A 19,342-nucleotide genomic window follows, 5' to 3' on the forward strand; every position below is an offset into this window, starting at 1 on the left:
TGATAAGTAATTACAATTTGTTGTTGTAAGGCTTGCGCAATATACTTTTGCTATTAAAGATAGATAGGTATTTGTTATGACTTTTAACCCGATTATGTTTGCCCGCCATAGCAACGCTAACAGCGCGGTTATTAATGCCTTACAAGCCGATAGCAATCACGTTGTTATTGATTTTAGCGGCAGTGAAGCATCGGTATTTTTAAGTGCAATTTTAGGTCATGACCTCACAAAACTAACCGCCAGTGGCTTTGGCTTTAAAGGCACACTGGATGGCGATTTAAATTCTGATTTTAGCTACGCCGTTTACTACTTTAGCGAAACCGCCTTTCGATTTGTACTTCCAGTTAATGCTAGCCTGCAATTACAAGCGCTCATTAACGAGCAACAGCTTAGATACGATATCGACTTTGTGGTACGCACCGACTTAGCAACCTTTACCTTAACCGGTAGTAGCGCCTTTGATACCTTAGTTGATGCGTTTAAATTAACACCTGGCTTACGCCTTGCTGACGCGCAGCTTTGTTATGGCGCGCAAAGTGGAGACGTGTTTGTTACTGCAGTAGATCAAAACAACGAACAGCAGTTTATTGTTATTGCTAAAACTGCCACGCTTGATAAGTGGCAACAGTATATGCAGCAACAGGGCTTTAGTGTTACCAACACTCAAGCAGCCTAACGGGTAAAAAGTTAAAGATTACAATTTGGTAGGCTTAATAATGGCTACCATGTTATTCCCCCTCATTTAATTGAGGCCACGCCCACACACATGGGTTAATTTAAAAGTGAAGGAATATTATGACTTCTAAAACAGTATTACATGCAAAGCACCTTGAAGCCGGCGCAAAAATGGTTGATTTTCATGGCTGGGAAATGCCAATTAACTATGGTTCACAAATAGAAGAACACAACGCCGTACGTAACGATGCGGGCATGTTCGACGTATCACACATGACCATTGTTGATATACAAGGTGAGCAAGCACAAGCGTTTTTACGCAAGCTAGTAGCTAACGATGTTGCTAAGTTAACCGTACCAGGTAAAGCGCTTTACACTGGCATGCTTAACGCGCAGGGCGGCGTAATCGACGACTTAATTATTTACTACTTTAGCGAAACATTTTATCGCTTAGTGGTTAACTCAGCGACCCGTGAAAAAGATTTAGCACATTTAGCTAAGGTATCGAGCGATTTTGCTGTAACGGTTACTGAGCGCCCAGAATACGCCATGATTGCGGTTCAAGGCCCTAATGCACGTGCTAAAACAGCCCAGGTATTAAACGCAGACCAGCAAGCTGCAGTAGAGGGCATGAAGCCATTTTTTGGTGTTCAAGCCGGTGATTTATTTATTGCTACAACAGGTTATACTGGCGAAGACGGTTACGAGATTGTAGTACCAAACGAGCAAGCAGCCGATTTATGGCAGCAACTGCTTGATGCCGGTGTAGCGCCTGCGGGCTTAGGCGCGCGCGACACACTACGTTTAGAAGCAGGTATGAACCTTTACGGCCTAGATATAGACGAAAGCGTATCACCACTAGCAGCTAACATGGCATGGACTATTGCATGGGAGCCAGAAGATCGTGACTTTATTGGTCGTGATGTATTGGTAAAACAACGTGCAGAAAAAAGTACTCACAAGCAAGTAGGTCTTATTCTTGAAGAAAAAGGCGTACTACGCAGTGGCTCTAAAGTAATTGTTGATGGTGGCGAAGGTGTTATTACATCTGGCACATTCTCACCAACATTGGGCTATAGTGTTGCATTAGCACGTGTGCCACGTTCAACCGGCGACATAGCTCAAGTAGAAATGCGTAAAAAATTAGTTAACGTAAAAGTAGTTAAACCGGGCTTTGTACGTAACGGTAAATCAATAATCTAAATAATTTGGTTATACCAATAAATAAGTTAGCCTTATTTGTTGGTATTCTCCCAATCTAAACCAAAGGATGAAAAAAATGAGCAATATCCCTAGCGAGTTAAAATACGCACCTTCACACGAGTGGGTTCGTAACGAAGGCGACGGCACTTACACTGTTGGTATTTCTGAGCATGCGCAAGAACTACTTGGCGACATGGTATTTGTTGAATTACCAGAAGTAGGCGACGAAGTAGATGCAGGCGAAGACTGTGCAGTAGCAGAGTCAGTAAAAGCGGCGTCAGACATTTACGCACCAATTAGCGGTGAAATTGTTGCCATTAACGAAGAGCTAGAAGATGCGCCTGAAACAGTAAACAACGACGCATACGGCGACGGTTGGTTATTCCGCATTAAAGCATCTGACGAATCTGAAGTTGATAACTTGCTCGACGCAGAAGGCTACGCACACACTATTGACGAAGAGTAATCGTTAATTAGTTAAAAGCCCCTCTATTTAAAACATTGGGGCTTTTATGATTTTACAGCTTATTACCATACTCAGTAAGTTGCCAAATCACCACATATTTTAATCAATACTAGTTACCCATTAGTATTTAGGATCATAGGAATCTGGACACATGTCAAACGCCAAATCTCTTGAACAATTAGAGCAAAAGCAAGATTTTATTCGCCGCCATATTGGGCCAAGCCCAGCGCAAGTAAACGACATGCTTAGCGCTCTTGAAGTATCGAGCGTTGAAGAGCTGATCGGTCAAACTGTACCTGCTGGTATTCGTCTTGAGCAAGGTCTTAATATCGGCGAAAGCCGTACCGAAGTTGAAACACTAAGCTACTTAAAATCAATAGCAAGCAAAAATAAAGTTTTCAAATCGTATATTGGCCAAGGCTACCACCCAACTCACGTACCGCACGTAATTTTACGTAACGTACTTGAAAACCCGGGTTGGTACACAGCGTACACACCGTATCAGCCAGAGATTGCACAAGGGCGTTTAGAGTCACTATTAAATTTCCAGACTATGACCTTAGACATTACCGGCCTAGATTTAGCAAGTGCTTCACTGCTTGACGAATCAACTGCTGCAGCCGAGGCAATGGGCCTTGCAAAACGTGTATCAAAAGCTAAAAAAGCCAATGCGTTCTTTATTGCCGACGACGTACACACGCAAACCATTGACGTAGTGAGCACCCGTGCAGAGCAATTTGGTTTTGAAATTATTGTAGGTAAAGCCGCTGATGCCGTGAACCACGACATTTTTGGTGCGTTATTTCAATACCCGTCAACATCAGGCGAAATTGTTGATATAACAGACCTAATTGCTGGCGTACAAAGCAAAAAAGCGATTGCCTGTGTGGCAGCCGATATCATGAGCTTACTACTATTAAAAGCACCAGGTAAATTAGGCGCCGACGTAGTACTGGGTTCAGCACAGCGTTTTGGTGTGCCAATGGGTTACGGTGGTCCACATGCTGCATTTTTTGCAACACGTGATGCATACAAACGTTCATTACCAGGGCGTATTATTGGTGTATCAAAAGACCGTTTAGGTAACGATGCACTGCGTATGGCAATGCAAACCCGTGAGCAACACATTCGTCGCGACAAAGCAAACTCAAATATTTGTACTGCGCAAGTATTACTAGCGAACATGGCGGCGTTTTACGCGGTATACCATGGCCCTCAAGGCTTAAAAACCATTGCACAACGCATTCACCGTTTTGCTGATATTTTAGCAACTGGCTTAAAAGCAAAAGGCGTCGCACTTAAGCACACTACCTGGTTTGATACATTAACTGTTGTTGATGAAAACAAAGCCGACGTGATTGCGCGTGCTGTAGCTAAAGGTGTTAACTTTGCTGCTAACCATGCGGGTGAGTACTCAATTTCAGTCTCAGAAACCACAACACGTGCAGACGTTGCCGAGTTATTTGATATTATTTTAGGCGAAGGCCACGGCCTAAGCGTAGATGCAATTGCTGCGGATGTTGAAGCAAATGGCAGTGACTCTATTCCTGCAAGCCTAGTGCGTGATGATGAAATCCTAACGCATCCAAACTTTAACAGCTACCACAGCGAAACAGACATGCTTCGTTATATTAAGCGTCTTGAAAACAAAGATTTAGCGCTTAATCACTCTATGATCTCGTTAGGTTCATGTACTATGAAACTCAACGCGACCGCTGAAATGATCCCAATTACCTGGCCTGAATTTGCAAACCTTCACCCATTCTGCCCGCTAGACCAAGCAGAAGGTTACCAAATAATGATTAACGAGCTACACGATTGGCTAGTTAACATTACCGGTTACGATGCGGTTTCATTGCAACCAAACTCAGGTGCACAAGGTGAATACGCAGGCCTAATCGCCATTCGTAAATACCACGAGTCACGAGGGGATGCGCACCGTAACGTATGTTTAATCCCAAGTTCTGCGCACGGTACTAATCCAGCGTCGGCACAAATGGCCAGCATGAAAATTGTAGTTGTTAACTGTGATAAACACGGCAACATCGACATGGAAGACTTAAAAACCAAAGCTGCTGAGGTGTCCGAAAACCTATCATGTGCCATGGTAACGTACCCATCTACACACGGTGTATACGAAGAAACGATTCGTGAGCTATGTGAAATTGTTCACCAGCACGGTGGCCAAGTTTACATGGATGGCGCAAACATGAACGCGCAAGTAGGTGTTACTAGCCCAGGCTTTATTGGCTCAGATGTATCGCACTTAAACTTACATAAAACCTTCTGTATTCCACACGGTGGCGGTGGCCCAGGTGTTGGTCCAATTGGTGTTAAATCGCACCTTGCGCCATTTATGCCAAACCACAGCGTAATTAACGTACCAGGTACTAATGCTGGTAACGGCGCAGTATCGGCAGCGCCTTATGGCTCTGCCTCTATTTTACCTATTTCATGGGCTTACATTGCCATGATGGGCTCTGAGGGCTTAAAACAAGCGACAGAAATGGCGATTGTAAATGCTAACTACCTAAGTAATGAGCTTAGCAAGCACTTCCCAATTTTATACCGTGGCCGTAACAACCGTGTTGCCCACGAATGTATTATTGACCTACGTCCATTAAAAGAAGCCTCAGGCATTACTGAAATGGACGTTGCTAAGCGCTTACAAGATTACGGTTTCCACTCACCAACGATGTCGTTCCCAGTAGCGGGCACATTAATGATTGAGCCAACTGAGTCTGAGTCTAAGGGCGAGATTGACCGCTTTATCGAAGCTATGGTATCGATTAAAGGTGAAATTGATAAAATCATTTCAGGTGAATGGTCTATCGAAAACAACCCATTGGTATTTGCACCGCACACTCAAGCTGATGTGTTAGGTAATGAATGGGACCGCGCGTATGACCGTTTTTACGCTGCCTTCCCAGTACCAGCAGTTGCTAAAGATAAGTTCTGGCCAACGGTTACGCGTATAGATGACGTATACGGCGACCGTAATTTAGTATGTGCATGTCCTCCGATTGAGACATACCGCGATTAACTTTTGAACTTTAATGGGTAGTAAGTTCCACTGTAGAGTGGGATTTATCAAAATTATAAAAGCCGTTGCAGCAATGCAACGGCTTTTTTGTGTGAGGTGATTAACGTTAATTGTATAAAGATGGGTTAAGTAAAGCGAAGCCTAACAAATCACAAATATGCTTATTTGCTCAAAAGCCAAGGGTATGTGTTATTTATTGTAGGCGCACAGCTTACTAGCGCGCGGGCGTAAACACGATTAGTGTTTTAGATTTTTGCCACGCGATAGCGTTAGTGCGTTTCGTTCTTATAGAATTTAGAACCTTATTCAAGGTTTTGTCGCGCAGGCGACAGCAGCCAAAGAGGGGGCGATTTTCAAATTGATTCTGCTGTAAGTAATTAATCCCTGAAGCTGGGTTACTGTCGGCATCCATGCCTCCACTTCTTCATACTGCGAAGCTGCGCTTCGGTTATTCGTCACCTCCCAGCGCACCCGAGCATCACGAATAATTAATTGATGTGAACGTAAACGGCGAAGATAGGCCATCAATGGCCTAGTTTCGCCTTATCGCGCATCCATGCGCGATATTACTCATCAGTTGCTTATTTTCAAGGCGTGATGACGGGGGAGGGGGTTAAACGTGAGGTTGGTGTTTGGTTTTGGCTAAATCCAAAGTTTATCAGTTAAAACGTTGCTAAAATTAGTACCTAATACGTCATCAATGCTGTAATTTACCTCTTGGTTTGTCGCTCTAACTACTTTACCGCCCTATGTATTAACATTACAGCTTGTAAGTTTTTACAAGGGTTGTCAGTGATCTGCACTGTCGGTACACAATTTAAAACTCAAGATACACCGAGCAACCGTCATTTTGGCTATGCTAAATCGACAACAAACTTCCCCTCAGTACTTGCTGTGACCTTGATGTCGACAAGAACGCATTTAATATCCGATGCAGCGTTTGGCCCCATTACCCAAAGTGAAATTCAAATTCCGACACCTAAAGGGGAAATAGAGCGAGGCTATGGTGAGCTCAAGCAGTATCAGCTATCAAATAAACCAGCATTACGGAGCTTGAAATAGGAAGGTATTTATCAAGAGCTCTTGGGTATTCTGACATCATATAATATCGTGAGACTTGAAATGGCAGAGATGGCTAAAGCCCATAAAGTTGAGCCATTACGCATCAGTTTTATTAACGTATTATATCTCATACAAGACGAGTTTTTATGGTGTTCAGGTCGAAAGCCCAGGGACAATCCCTAAAAAGCTAAAAGAACTACGTGAAAACGGTAAACGGCTAATATTACGGGAGAAAAGAAAGCGAAAAGCTTATCCGCGAGCGGTGCTGGCAAAGACACAAAAATATCCGGTTAGATATAAACGAAAAAACACCACTCGTTCTTAAACGAGAGTTGTTATTTTCTAATAACGGCTTTTTTGTTGATGTTTATTTATAACTAAACTATGTATTTACTGCGCTGTATGATATTTGCATCTGGCTATTGTTTGTATTTTTAAGGTTTAGTATGTAGCAAGAAAAGGTAATAAGGCTACGCTTATTATTAAGTGTTGATTTATTAAAATGCTTGAACACTTTATTGTTTTTATGAAGAGTCATTCACAATAAATGACTCATCTAGTGTCGTTGAGGAAAAATAATAACCCTAATTATTACCTGCATTTATCTCTTCGGAGTTTTGCGATTGAAACATCGTAACCTCGTCGACATGCTGGCTGACGCTGTTTTTTTGTAAGGCAATGTATAAGTCTGAATGAATATAAATACCGTCTTTACCTGAGGCGATACCAGCGGTTTTAAACCAAGAAAGTAGCTGGCGTTTTCTTCCCGCTAGCTCTAATCGAATACCTCGTTTTTTAAATATCACATCTAGGTCTGCGAGCATGGCCATAACGCTTAAATCAAGATGAGTGAAGCAGGGCACAGCATCAATAATGACACATTGCGTGTCGTCTTTTTGCCTTGCGTATTGCTCAAGTAATCTGCGTTTAAAGTAGCTGGCATTAAAGTAAGTTAAAGGTGAATTAAAGCGATAAATAAACACGCCTTGCACTGCTTTTGCTTTATCTGTGGCGTCTAAACTTCTTACTACACCGTTAACATCTACGCCGAGTATATTGTCGGTTGGGCGCATAACAGTTCGAATAAATTGAAATACCCCTAGTAATACAGCAAGGGTAATTCCTGGTATAACACCAATAAACAGCACAGCAAAAAGTGTGGCTGAGGCTAAGTAAAATGCCTGCTTATCTTTAAATTTTAATTGCCAGACTGCCTTTAAATCAAGCAGGTGAACAGAGGCAATTATTAATACAATCCCGAGTGAAGCACTGGGAATAAACTCAAGCGGCGCCGTTAAAAAAAGAGCGATAACACCAATAATAGCGGCAGCTATAATCGAAACTAATTGGGTTTTTCCGCCAGACTCGTCGTTTACGGCTGTGCGTGAGTCGGCACCACTAACGGCAAAGCCTTGTGATAATGCTGACGCTAAATTAGCGATGCCCAAGGCTCTAAATTCTTTATCGGCATCGATGTCGTAGCCATTCTTTGCTGCAAAGCTTCGCGCTGTTAGCATCATGCTGACAAAGCTAACTATGGCTAAGTTGAGTGCCGGTACAACAAGTTCTCGAATAATACCCACGTCAAATACTGGGGTGTTAAACACGGGCAAACCACCAGTTACTGTGCCTATGGTTTTTATTTCAAATTGCTCTAAATTAAAAAACCAAACGAATACCGCACCTAGTGCAATGGCAAACATAGAGGCTGGCCATGTAGGTTTTAAGCGCTTTAACACAAAGTAAACGCCGAGGGTAAATAAAGCCATTAATAAGGTGGGAATATGAGTTTGCGATAAATACGTAGGAACGCCACCTAATCGCTCAAGCAAATAGCGCTCATCAAAGGTAAAGCCAAATACTTTAGAAAACTGACCAACAATAATGGTAATAGCCACACCGTTTAGTAACCCCATTAAAATTGGTTTAGATAAAAAGTCGGCTAATACACCTAGCTTAAAGCGGCTGGCAATAAAGCACCAAAAACCGGTCATTGCGGTCATGGTGATCACTAATTGCCAATGTTTAAAGCTATCGCCTGCAGCAAGTGGAGTAACAACTGCAGCAATAACCGCACATGTTGCGGCATCAGGGCCAATAATAAGCTGTTTAGAGGTACCAAAAAGTGCATAAAGCATCATAGGTAATACGCAAGAATACAGGCCAACTGCAGCATTAACGCCTGTAAGTTGCGCATAAGCTATAGCAACAGGTAAAGCAACGGCTGCAACCGATAATGCCGCCCTCACATCATCAGCAAACCATTGACGTTGATAATTAAATAAGCTGTGTAAACCTGGCATAAAGCTATATAGACGCGACAACACTTCAAATTCCCTGCTAATAATTAGGAGTAGATAGTAAGTTCTCTTTAATAATAAGTATAGTAACTAAACGTGTTAGATGCGCTAAAGAGGGGGGTTCTAGTGTATTAATAAGAGGAATGTAGTTTAAAAACAAAAAAGCCCAGCAAGTTACTGGGCTTTGTAAGTAAAAAATGACTGCTTTAAAAATTAGCTATTCAATTGACCAGTTGATGATTCTATGTGGGCGCGAACAAACCACTGATATTGCTCAAGCTCTGCAAGTTGCGCAATGATCATATCTTCAGATACCGGATCAAGCTCAGCAAGTGATTCTATGGCTTTACGGTGATCACTGTTAACGCCGTTATATACTTTGTCTAATGCGGCTAAGTGTTCAGTTACTAAGCCTTTACCTATGGCGTAATCTTCCCATGTACGACGCTCAACAATCGATTTTGGTGTGCCAACTGGGACGCCGCCTAAAGTGGCAATACGTTCTGCTATGGTGTCAGTCATTTCACGGACGGTTTCTACTTGTGGGTCTAGCATTTCATGTACGCCAATAAAGTTTGGACCTACTACATTCCAATGAATATGTTTTAAAGTTAGCTGTAAATCAATTAGCGCTACCATGCGATTTTCTAGTACAGATATTGCTTTATTTGCTGATTCGTTTTTTACACCGGGAGCGGTAAATTCAGCGACTTTATTTGCATTATTACTGTTACTCATGATTCCTCCTACTATTTCAAAAATAGTGCTCGCTTTACTCTAGTGAGTATTTAAATTGCGATAACGAACACCTCTTGTATTTATCGAAGCAATGGGCATGCCGATTGAACTTTTAACTTAACTAATTGAAATATGTTGATTTAATTTTTATTTAATAAAGTTTTAAGGAGTGTTTAGCTTAACGGGTATGAAAAATATGCACTTTTTTGTAAATTCTGCAAAACAGCAATACTTTAAAGTGTTAGCGAATAGCGTGCCCTTTATAGTGGTTATAATGAAGGTATTATCATTGTTGATTAATGTCCTGTTACATATAATCAACCCAAAGATTCATTAAAGGAGAAGTGTATGTTGAGGTTTTTTTCCATCGAGCAAGGAGTAATCAAAGAGTTAGCGCCTTTACCTGATACCCCTGTTGAAGTATCCATAAAGAATGCACATTGGATTGATACTATTAATCCAACACCGCAGGAGCAAAATGCGCTTGCAAAAACGCTCAATATAACTTTTCCAGATTCGGTAGATGTAGAAGAGATTGAAACGTCGTCTAGGTGCTTTATCGATAATGAAGGTTTACATGTGCATGCATTGTTTATGTCACCTAATGAAGGGCGATTTAATACTGTAACGGTAGCTTGTTTGTTGCAAAACAATTGCTTACTTACTATTCGTGATGAGGAATTGGCTGATTTTAGACTACTGCGCTTAAGAGCGCGCAAAGGTCAGGTGGCATGCGATACAGCAAAACAATTATTAATCACTTTATTTGATCAAAAAGTTGAAAACCACGCGGATATGCTCGAAGACATGCATCATCAATTAGAGAAGCTCAGTGCTTATGTACTTGAAGAAGATAACTCAGACTTAGAAGAGGCGGTTGGTCGCATAGCTCGCTTAGAAGATGCTAATGGTAAGGTGCGTTTATGTTTAATGGATACGCGACGCAATATTTCGTTTTTAATACGCCGTATAGGCGCGCAAAATGACGAGCGCGAATCTCTTCGAGAAATTGTACTCGATATAGAAACTTTAATGTCGCACTGTACCTTTTTATTCGACAAGGTGAACTTTTTGATGGATTCAACACAAGGCTTTATTAATATTGAACAAAATCAAATTATTAAAACCTTTTCTATTGCCTCAGTGGTTTTCTTACCGCCTACAGTAGTGGCTAGTGTGTATGGTATGAATTTTAATATAATGCCTGAGCTACAATGGGAATGGGGTTATCCATTTGCAATTGGCATTATGTTGCTGTCGGGCTTTGCCCCTTATTTATTTTTTAAACATAAAGGGTGGTTATAATACTTTAATATTGCAAGCTGAGCGCTCAAATCATTACCCGGTATATTGATGTGCTTTTAATACTTCAAGGGGAATAATATCTAGCGCTTTTTGGTTTGTTGCTTCAAGTACAACAGGAGGAGCAACATTTGCAGCAATGGCATGATACCAACGAATCGCACATAAGCACCACTTATCGCCAGCTTTTAAGCCCGCAAAATTATACAAAGGATTAGGGCTAATTAAATCGTTACCTTGCGCCTTAGAAAACTGCAAAAATTCGTCGGTCATAATGGCGCATACACTGTGATTGCCAAAGTCTGAATCTGGTACATAGCAAAATCCCTCACGGGTATAGCCACCGTTGCCACAGCAAAGTTGTAAGCGAGTTCCTAGTACATTTAATTGATTAGCCATATGAAAACTTACCTTGTAATAACCATTAAAAGCAGGGTGTTTACCATAACAGGCTGTTAGTGACTTAGCTATCTATGCTGTTAATTTTATATATCTGTTAAGTGAGTAAAAACTGTATTTGGCAAAGCTAAATACAGTTTCATTAAAGAAGAGTATTTACGAGAGAAGTGCTGCAGCTAAACGTACAAAATCAGAAGACGTTAAAATACCTACTAGCTGGCCTTGCTCGCTAACAACGGGCATGCAACCGTGGCGATTATCTACAAAAAACTTAACCACATCTGATAGCGGCTGCTCTGGGGTTACACTAATAAAATCACTCACCATAATATCTTCTACTTTTGTGAGCTTTTCTTTGCGTTGTAATGCATTAGCACCAAATGTTGCCATGATACCCATGACTTTGGCGACCATTATTTTTTGTGTGAGCATACCGACAAATGCGCCGTCTTCGTCAATAACAGGAATATGGCGAACGTTTTTTTCTTTCATTAAATTATGTGCGTCATGCAAAGTGCTTTTTACGTTCACTGAAAATGGGTTCGGTGTCATTAAGTCTTTAACGTTTTGACTCATGTTTATTCCTTTATATTATCTGTAGTGTATCAGCTTATATTAGCGCTATTTTTAAGCTTTGCACCTTATTGAGATCAAGGTTTTTACGGATTTTATAAACTGAGGGAGAAGAGGCAACACTTAATTAAATGCCAAAAAGCATTTAATTAAGTGATAAAACTACAGGTAAATGTTATTCATAACCACGTGGTGTTTTTGTTTTAATAACAGCAATGTATCCATGCCAACTAGCGTAACTAAGTAGTGGCATAATAATAATAAATCCAGCGGCACCTGCAGCAAAGCCAAGCGCTACCAGTACAAATATACAAATTGACCACACTACCATGGCTGCAAAGTTTTCTTTAACTGCGTGGATTGAAGAAACGACTGCGGTCATAATATCAACGCGTCTTTCCATCATAATTTGCGGCGTAAATGCAGAAATTGAAAACACACTGACCAGCAAAATCCCACCGATAATGCTGCCTATAGTTAAAAACGCAGAAAGTTCTTCAAAGGTGGGGTTTACATGGTTTGGGTATAACGCATGCACAATTGCAGCTAGGCGCATCCAAATAATCATAATTACCATGAGTAATACCGCAAAACCCCATTCACCTACAGGGTTACGAAACATTGATTTTAATGAATGGCTTAATGTAGGTTTATGGCCTTTCTCTAGTTCCCAGGCTACATCGTATAAGCCAACGGCGAATACCGGACCGATCAAAGCAAAAGCAACGGTTGCAGGTAAAATAGCTAAGTGGCTGTCGGTAAGTACAATAGAGTAAACAATCGCTACCGGAATAAGCGTGAAGATTAAACCGTAAATTAAACTCAACATGGGCGCGCGCGCCATATCTTTAAACGCTAACGAAAGCCAATGAAAAGCGGCAAATGTATTTACTTTGTTGCACTCTAAACAACGTGCGAATTTAGTGTCTTTGTCTATTGTGTTTGTAGTTGGCATAAAGATGCTCCTTTTTTAGTCACCTTTTAGGTTTAGAACATAGATGTTTTATTTACAACTCATAAACAACTTATACGATTGATTTAGTCGCATTGTTCATTAGTTAGTCATTTTTGTTGGGTTAGCTATTTTGTTTATTTAAATATATGTTTGAGCACTTACTTAAAAAGTGGGTTCGTATTTCTTTTCCACAGTGCTAATCTAAGTTCTGAAGCTAATTTTAAGAGACCGTAATGAAGGAAAATAAACAACAATTTCAAGGAGCTTTACTGGGTAGTAAACGGTTTTTACCTCTGTTTGTGACGCAGTTTTTCTCAGCTTTAAATGACAATGTTTATAAGCAATCAATCCTACTTATTTTAATTTTTCAAGCTGCTACGGTAGCTGATGGTGCCTTTTATTCTAATCTGGCGGCAGGATTATTTATTTTACCGTTTTTTCTATTTTCAGGCATGGCTGGGCAAATTGCAGAAAAGTTGGAAAAATCAAAACTAATCAGCATCGTAAAGTTTTGCGAAATTCCAATAATGCTGGTGGGCGTGGTATCTATTTTAACCGAGCAGGTTTGGTTAATGTTAGGTACTGTGTTTTTAATGGGTTTACAAAGCACTTTTTTTGGGCCATTAAAATACTCAATTTTACCGCAGCATGTCGCTCCTCATGAATTAACCAAAGCTAATGGGTTAGTTGAATCTGGCACCTTTGTGGCTATTTTATTGGGCACGGTATTTGGCACTTATTATATAACCCAAGCTGCAGGCCCTGTTTATATCAGTATCGCGATAGTGAGCCTGGCGGTTATTGGTTATTTGAGTAGTCGTTTTATACCAAAAAGTGCTGCGAATGATGCTAATTTAAAGGTATCGCTTAACCCTATTTCCTCGACCAAAAGTGTATTTAATGCGCTTAACGCACAAACCGAGTCAGTGGGTAAGTCAGTATTAGGGATCAGCTGGTTTTGGCTTATTGGTGCGGTGATATTAACGGCGCTCCCTAATTACGTAAAACATGTAATGGGAGGCGATGAGTTGGTTGTGACGGCTGCTTTAGTGGTGTTTTCGTTGAGTATTGCATTAGGATCTTTATTGTGTGAGAAGCTATCGCGCTCACGTATTGAGTTGGGTATAGTGCCCTTTGGTGCACTGTTAATTACCTTATTTTTATATTTATTAAGTCAAGAACCTGGCATTGAATCTTATCGTTTAGTTAATGAGTTGCAGCTTGCTCTTGAGCAAGTAATTAATACCGGCGATATGCTCTGGCATTTTGTTTGGATGGCAGGTATTGGTATTGCCTCGGGGTTTTATACGGTGCCTTTGTATGCACTTATTCAGCAGCGTACTCACCCCGATAGCCGTTCTCGAGTAATTGCAGCTAATAATGTGCTAAATGCGTTGTTTATGGTTGGCAGCGCCGTTTTAAGTATTTTTACTTTAACGCTATTACACTGGGATATTTCACAATTATTGTTGTTATTAGCAGGACTTAATTTACTCATATCGCTGTACATATACACCAAAGTACCGGAGTTTTTCTTACGTTTTATTATCTATATTTTAGCGATTTGTATGTATCGTGTGCGCACTAAAGGCGAGCTCAATATTCCCGATGAAGGAGCTGCGGTGGTGGTAAGCAATCATGTTAGCTTTGTTGATTGGATGTTTATTTTAGCGGCGTCACCTAGGCCAATTCGATTTGTTGTATTTGCACCTATTTATTATTCACCGGCACTTAATTGGTTGTTTAAAATGGCCAAAGCTATCCCAATTGATAGCGAAAAAGCAAATCCTAAGGCGTTTAATAAAGCCTTTGACGATATTGCTCAGGCACTAGAGCGTGGAGAGCTGGTGGGAATTTTTCCTGAAGGCAAGCTCAGCGATGATGGCGAAGTTGATGTATTTCGCCGTGGCATTGAAAAAATAATTCAGCGCACACCGGTGCCTGTTATTCCTGTTCATTTAGATGGACTATGGGGTAGTATGTTTAGTCGAAAAACAAAGTGGCGATTGCCTAGACCAAAGTGGTCGCTGGTCAGTGTGACCATTGGTGAAATGGTGGCTGCACAGAAGGTTAATGCCGATGATTTGCGCGAGCGAGTGATTGCTTTAAATAACTTAATAATAAAAAAGCGCTGCAATTAATTGCAGCGCTGTGGTTGTGTTACTTAATGGTTGTTAACGGTCTAAATTCATCACTTTAGTCCATGCTTTAACAAAGTCTTCTACAAATTTTTGCTTTGATGTATCAAAGGCATATACTTCGGCAACTGCACGCAATTCTGAATTTGAACCAAAAATCAGATCAACCGAAGTAGCAGTGTACTTTTGCTCACCTGATTGACGGTCAAAGCCTTGGTAAATCCCCACATCGGATGACTTTTTCCAAACCGTCGACATGTCTAATAAATTAACAAAGAAATCGTTATTTAAAGTGCTAGGCTTGTCAGTAAATACGCCGTAATCAGTGCCTTTGTAGTTTGCATCAAGCGAACGTAAGCCACCGATTAATACAGTCATTTCTGGCACGGTTAGGTCAAGCTGATCGGCTTTATCTATTAGCATTTCAGTTGGCGATTTATAGCTTTTCTCTGCATCAAAGTAGTTTCTAAAACCATCGGCTGGCAGCTCTAATAAGTTAAATGCATTAACGTCAGTTTGCGCTTGCGTAGCATCGCCACGGCCAGCATTAAACGGTACGTTTACTGAGTAGCCTGCATCTTTCGCTGCTTTTTCAATCGCTGCATTACCACCAAGCACAATTAAATCAGCAAGCGATACATGGCTTTTGCTAAATAAGCTGTCGTTAAAGTCAGCTTGAATTGCTTTTAATACTTTGAGTACTTTTGCGGTTTCTGCTGGATTATTTACTGCCCAATCTTTTTGTGGAGCAAGCGCAATGCGTGCGCCATTAGCTCCGCCGCGCATATCTGAATCACGGTAACTGGCAGCCGCTGCCCATGCAACACGTACTAACTCAGGTACACTTAGGTTCGAGTCTAAAATAGCGGTTTTAAGCTCTTTTACTGCACCAGCATCAATGTTTGATTGAGTCTCTGCTGAAATAAGATCTTGCCAAATTAAGTCTTCTTTTGGTACTTCTTTACCTAAAAAGTTACGTGGTGGCCCCATATCTCGGTGAGTCAATTTGTACCATGCTTTAGCAAAGGCCAGTTGATACTCTTTAGGGTCGTTTAAAAAGCGTTCAGCAATTTTGCGGTATTCAGGATCAAATTTTAACGCTAAGTCGGCAGTGGTCATTACCGGTGGGTTAAATTTACCTTTGATGTGCGCATCAGGTACTGACTTATGTAATGATTCATCTGTTGGGATCCACTGAATAGCGCCTGCAGGGCTGCGAGTTTGTTTCCACTCAAAGTTAAGCAGGTTGCTCAAGTACAGTGATGACCAGCGAGTAGGTGCTTGTGTCCATGCGCCTTCTAAACCACTTGATACGGTATCTTCAGAGTGGCCTTTACCACATTTGTTTTTCCAGCCTAACCCTTGTTCTTCAATGCCTGCTGCAGCAGGCTCTGCACCTACACAGTCTTTAGGTTTGTGCGCACCATGCATTTTACCAAAGGTATGACCGCCGGCGATAAGTGCTAGGGTTTCTTCATCGTTCATGGCCATGCGAGAAAACGCAACACGAATATTTTTAGCTGAACCAATAGGATCAGGTACTCCTTTAGGCCCTTCTGGGTTTACATAAATTAAACCCATGTGCGTTGCACCTAATGGGCGTTCTAATTTGCCGCTGGCATCTTCACGGTCGCTGGCAAGCATTTCTACTTCTGGACCCCAGTAAACCATGTCTGGTTCCCAGTCGTCAGTTCGCCCGCCGGCAAAACCATAGGTTTCAAATCCCATGTTTTCTAGAGCAACGTTACCTGCTAATACGATTAAGTCTGACCATGAAAGTGCTTCTCCGTATTTTTGTTTAATTGGCCAAAGTAAGCGGCGTGCTTTATCTAGGCTTACGTTGTCTGGCCAGCTGTTAAGCGGTTCAAAACGTTGTTGACCACCGCCTGCGCCACCACGGCCATCAAGCGTACGGTAGGTGCCTGCGCTGTGCCATGTCATACGAATAAAAAATGGGCCATAGTTACCAAAATCCGCTGGCCACCAGTCTTGAGATTGCGTAAGTAGGGCGTCAATATCACTTTTTACTATGTCTAAATCTAGGCTGTTAAATGCCTCTGCATAATTAAAGTCTGCACCATAAGGGTTTGAGCGTAGATCATGATCACGAAGAGGAGATAGGTTTAGTTGATCTGGCCACCAAAATTGGTTTGTTCTGGTTGCGCCCATTTTAGCCTCACCCATGCCAACAGCACCTTGTGGCTTAGACATTTGTGGTTTTTCTTGGCTAAAAGCAGAGCCAGACATAAGTGCCATACTTATAAATCCAACAAGTGCTTTTTTAGTAAATGATCGGTTTTTCATTGTCAGCTTCCTTAAAGTTAACGAATTTCGTTATATACAAAGCGTATTACTATTATTAAAAATAGAATCTAATAATTTAAAAATTAGTGAGCTTTTACTCCATTCAAGTTGTTGTTTACCAAGCTTGAATGACTAAGCAGTGCGAATAGTATAGTAGAGGGGCTAAAAACCGTGTGCGAAATAAACTGATTGATACAATCTATAAAAATGATTTATTAAAGTTAAATGATTAAATAAACAAATCACTAAAGAGCTTTGAAAGTGGCAGACATAAAAAAGCCCAGCGCAGGCTGGGCTATTAGATTAAAATCTGTGTTATTGATTTTTCATTAATTTACTGGTGATCACGCCTGAGGTCATAGAGCCTGATACGTTGAGCGCAGTGCGTGCCATATCTATTAAGGGTTCAATAGAAATAAGTAAAGCCACAACCTCTATAGGTAACCCCATGGTAGGCAATACAACCAACGCTGCGAAGGTAGCACCACCACCAACACCTGCAATACCAAACGAGCTAATAACTACAATACCAATTAACGGTAAAATAAACTCAAATGTAAGTGGGTCTATCCCCACACTTGGCGCAACCATCATTGCGAGCATCGCAGGATAAATACCAGCACAGCCGTTTTGACCAATAGTGGCACCAAAAGAAGCCGATAAGTTTGCAATTGCTGGTGGTACTTTTAACTGGTTAATTTGCACGTCAACATTCATAGGAATCGATGCCGCTGAGCTACGTGAGCTAAATGCAAAGGTCAGTACTGGCCAGATTTTTTCAAAATAATGCTTTGGATTTACACCCACAAAGCTAAGCAATAAGCCATGCACAACAAACATCAATAAAATAGCCACGTAAGAAGCCACAATAAAGGCGAGTAAATTTAAAATATCGTTACTACTAGAGTTTGCCACAACACTTGCCATTAAGCCCGCAACACCATAAGGAGTGAGTGCAATTACCATGCGAACTAAGCTCATTACTGTCGCTTGTAGGGCGTTTACACCGTTACGAATTGGGCTAGCAAGTTCTGTTTTTTCCAGCATTACTTTACGTGCAGCTATACCAACAAGGACACCAAATATAACCGTGGCAATGATAGAGGTTGAACGTTGATTACTTAAATCCGCAAAGGGATTTTCAGGAATAAAGCTCAATAACATTTGCGGCACACTTAAGTCGGCTACATTCGCAGCTTTGCTTTGTAGTGTGTCCATTCTAGCGGCTTCACGAGTACCCGAAACAAGCCCTTCAATACTGAGGTCAAATCCATACGTTACCGCAATACCAATTAACGCTGCAATTGCTGTGGTAAAGAGTAAAACAGAGATACTAATAAAGGAGATTTTCCCCAGTGAGCCTTGGTTTTCGAGCTTTACCACAGCAGCAATCATAAAAATTAATACCAATGGCATAATGATCATTTTTAATAAACCGACATAGCCTTTACCCACCACGCTTACCCAGCTGAGTATTTCTTTAATGGTTTCTGGAGAGTGGGCAAATAAAAACTGTAGGGCTAAGCCAAAGGTGCTACCAAGCACTAAGCCAAATAAAACGGTACGAGATAAAGAGCTGCTTTTTTGCGAAAAAAGATAAATCGCGAACAGCAAACCGACAAATAATGCCAACATTAATAATACAGCAAGCGACATAGTACCCTCTTTTATAGCTGTGAATTAGCGCGGCACTTTAACGCTTTGTAAGACGTTAACAAAATACGCTTTCGCTATGGTATAGAATTAAAATGAATATAGTAATAATATTAAAGTATAACGAATGAGCACATTGTTGAAAAAATTAACCCATATGATTGTATTTTCTTTAATTTATGGCGTTTACTAGATGAAAGTAAGATCTTAACTACAATAATAAAAATAATCCATACACGGCTAAAAGACTCAAAGAAGTTGATTTAACTCCTGCTAACTTTAACAACCCATGCTCCAAAGACCGATGCCTAAAAAAATAAAAGCTTATTGTATTGATATATAAAAATATCACTACTTTAATGCTTGTTAATTATTTAAAACAATACTTTAAAACTAATTTTAATGGTTTTTATCGACATTTTTTTACCAAATGTATGACATTTTAGTAAATGTAAAAATAGTGAGCAGATTAAATTTAACAAGCTGGGAGACGATGTAAAAAGCGTTTAAACATTGAATAAGGCCATCCAT

The 19,342-nt window shown here is 40.8% G+C and carries 14 protein-coding genes; 7 read left to right on the plus strand and 7 right to left on the minus strand.

The genetic code is table 11. The features are described from left to right. Window positions 1–76 precede the first annotated feature (76 nt). The 5 genes from BG00_RS06690 to BG00_RS17855 all read left to right on the plus strand — a co-directional run bounded on the left by BG00_RS06690 (window position 77) and on the right by BG00_RS17855 (window position 6,449). On the plus strand, window positions 77–676 hold the full coding sequence (locus BG00_RS06690) for a hypothetical protein (protein WP_036981377.1): 600 nt from the start codon (window positions 77–79) through the stop codon (window positions 674–676). 119 nt (window positions 677–795) lie between these two features. Next, window positions 796–1,878: a glycine cleavage system aminomethyltransferase GcvT gene (gene gcvT / locus BG00_RS06695; protein ID WP_036981379.1), complete on the plus strand. Its 1,083-nt coding sequence runs from the start codon at window positions 796–798 to the stop codon at window positions 1,876–1,878. A gap of 76 nt (window positions 1,879–1,954) precedes the next feature. Continuing rightward, window positions 1,955–2,344 (plus strand): glycine cleavage system protein GcvH, encoded by a 390-nt coding sequence (gene gcvH, locus BG00_RS06700; RefSeq protein WP_036981381.1) that lies wholly within the window; start codon window positions 1,955–1,957, stop codon window positions 2,342–2,344. 151 nt (window positions 2,345–2,495) lie between these two features. After that, window positions 2,496–5,387 carry an aminomethyl-transferring glycine dehydrogenase gene (gene gcvP / locus BG00_RS06705; protein WP_036981384.1) on the plus strand — a complete coding sequence of 964 codons (2,892 nt, stop codon included), beginning with the start codon at window positions 2,496–2,498 and terminating at the stop codon, window positions 5,385–5,387. Window positions 5,388–6,179: 792 nt separating this feature from the next. Then, the gene (locus BG00_RS17855; RefSeq protein ID WP_051498233.1) at window positions 6,180–6,449 is read left to right on the plus strand and encodes a hypothetical protein; all 270 of its coding nucleotides are present in this window, start codon (window positions 6,180–6,182) and stop codon (window positions 6,447–6,449) included. Between the two features lie 584 nt (window positions 6,450–7,033). Here the strand turns inward: BG00_RS17855 and BG00_RS06720 are convergent. Beyond that, window positions 7,034–8,776, minus strand: a complete 1,743-nt coding sequence (locus tag BG00_RS06720; protein WP_036981389.1) for a SulP family inorganic anion transporter — start codon at window positions 8,774–8,776, stop codon at window positions 7,034–7,036. Between the two features lie 186 nt (window positions 8,777–8,962). Then, entirely contained in the window at window positions 8,963–9,487 is a 525-nt protein-coding gene (gene dps / locus BG00_RS06725) for a DNA starvation/stationary phase protection protein Dps (protein WP_036981392.1), read from the minus strand. A gap of 348 nt (window positions 9,488–9,835) precedes the next feature. Here dps and corA point away from each other — a divergent pair, with 348 nt between their 5' ends. After that, window positions 9,836–10,792, plus strand: coding sequence for a magnesium/cobalt transporter CorA (gene corA / locus BG00_RS06730; protein ID WP_016900502.1), 957 nt, complete (start codon window positions 9,836–9,838; stop codon window positions 10,790–10,792). Window positions 10,793–10,825: 33 nt separating this feature from the next. Here the strand turns inward: corA and BG00_RS06735 are convergent, their stop codons facing one another. The 3 genes from BG00_RS06735 to BG00_RS06745 form a co-directional block, all read right to left on the minus strand. Then, a complete protein-coding gene (locus tag BG00_RS06735) occupies window positions 10,826–11,188 on the minus strand; it encodes a DUF2237 family protein (RefSeq protein WP_036981395.1) in 363 nt (120 codons plus the stop codon). Window positions 11,189–11,344: 156 nt separating this feature from the next. Continuing rightward, window positions 11,345–11,764 (minus strand): CBS domain-containing protein, encoded by a 420-nt coding sequence (locus BG00_RS06740; RefSeq protein ID WP_036981396.1) that lies wholly within the window; start codon window positions 11,762–11,764, stop codon window positions 11,345–11,347. 172 nt (window positions 11,765–11,936) lie between these two features. Next, window positions 11,937–12,716 carry a DUF2189 domain-containing protein gene (locus tag BG00_RS06745; RefSeq protein ID WP_036981398.1) on the minus strand — a complete coding sequence of 260 codons (780 nt, stop codon included), beginning with the start codon at window positions 12,714–12,716 and terminating at the stop codon, window positions 11,937–11,939. Window positions 12,717–12,949: 233 nt separating this feature from the next. Between BG00_RS06745 and BG00_RS06750 the strand changes: the two genes are divergently transcribed. Beyond that, complete coding sequence (locus BG00_RS06750) at window positions 12,950–14,857, plus strand: MFS transporter (protein WP_036981400.1); 1,908 nt, start codon at window positions 12,950–12,952, stop codon at window positions 14,855–14,857. Window positions 14,858–14,890: 33 nt separating this feature from the next. Here BG00_RS06750 and katG read toward each other — a convergent pair whose 3' ends face one another. Both katG and BG00_RS06760 read right to left on the minus strand, forming a co-directional pair. Continuing rightward, complete coding sequence (katG, locus tag BG00_RS06755; RefSeq protein WP_036981402.1) at window positions 14,891–17,158, minus strand: catalase/peroxidase HPI; 2,268 nt, start codon at window positions 17,156–17,158, stop codon at window positions 14,891–14,893. Between the two features lie 315 nt (window positions 17,159–17,473). After that, a complete protein-coding gene (locus BG00_RS06760) occupies window positions 17,474–18,814 on the minus strand; it encodes an L-cystine transporter (protein WP_036981404.1) in 1,341 nt (446 codons plus the stop codon). Window positions 18,815–19,342 lie beyond the last annotated feature (528 nt).

The sequence above is a fragment of the Pseudoalteromonas sp. SCSIO_11900 genome (genome assembly GCF_000576475.1).
GTDB lineage: Bacteria > Pseudomonadota > Gammaproteobacteria > Enterobacterales > Alteromonadaceae > Pseudoalteromonas > Pseudoalteromonas tetraodonis.

Excerpts from the sequence above, each read along its gene's own strand:
- gcvP (WP_036981384.1), top strand. The coding sequence starts at position 2,496 with ATGTCAAACGCCAAATCTCTTGAACAATTAGAGCAAAAGCAAGATTTT.
- corA (WP_016900502.1), top strand. The coding sequence starts at position 9,836 with ATGTTGAGGTTTTTTTCCATCGAGCAAGGAGTAATCAAAGAGTTAGCG.
- BG00_RS06690 (WP_036981377.1), top strand. The coding sequence starts at position 77 with ATGACTTTTAACCCGATTATGTTTGCCCGCCATAGCAACGCTAACAGC.
- BG00_RS06745 (WP_036981398.1), bottom strand. The coding sequence starts at position 12,716 with ATGCCAACTACAAACACAATAGACAAAGACACTAAATTCGCACGTTGT.
- BG00_RS06735 (WP_036981395.1), bottom strand. The coding sequence starts at position 11,188 with ATGGCTAATCAATTAAATGTACTAGGAACTCGCTTACAACTTTGCTGT.
- katG (WP_036981402.1), bottom strand. The coding sequence starts at position 17,158 with ATGAAAAACCGATCATTTACTAAAAAAGCACTTGTTGGATTTATAAGT.
- BG00_RS06740 (WP_036981396.1), bottom strand. The coding sequence starts at position 11,764 with ATGAGTCAAAACGTTAAAGACTTAATGACACCGAACCCATTTTCAGTG.
- BG00_RS06760 (WP_036981404.1), bottom strand. The coding sequence starts at position 18,814 with ATGTCGCTTGCTGTATTATTAATGTTGGCATTATTTGTCGGTTTGCTG.
- dps (WP_036981392.1), bottom strand. The coding sequence starts at position 9,487 with ATGAGTAACAGTAATAATGCAAATAAAGTCGCTGAATTTACCGCTCCC.
- gcvT (WP_036981379.1), top strand. The coding sequence starts at position 796 with ATGACTTCTAAAACAGTATTACATGCAAAGCACCTTGAAGCCGGCGCA.
- BG00_RS06750 (WP_036981400.1), top strand. The coding sequence starts at position 12,950 with ATGAAGGAAAATAAACAACAATTTCAAGGAGCTTTACTGGGTAGTAAA.
- gcvH (WP_036981381.1), top strand. The coding sequence starts at position 1,955 with ATGAGCAATATCCCTAGCGAGTTAAAATACGCACCTTCACACGAGTGG.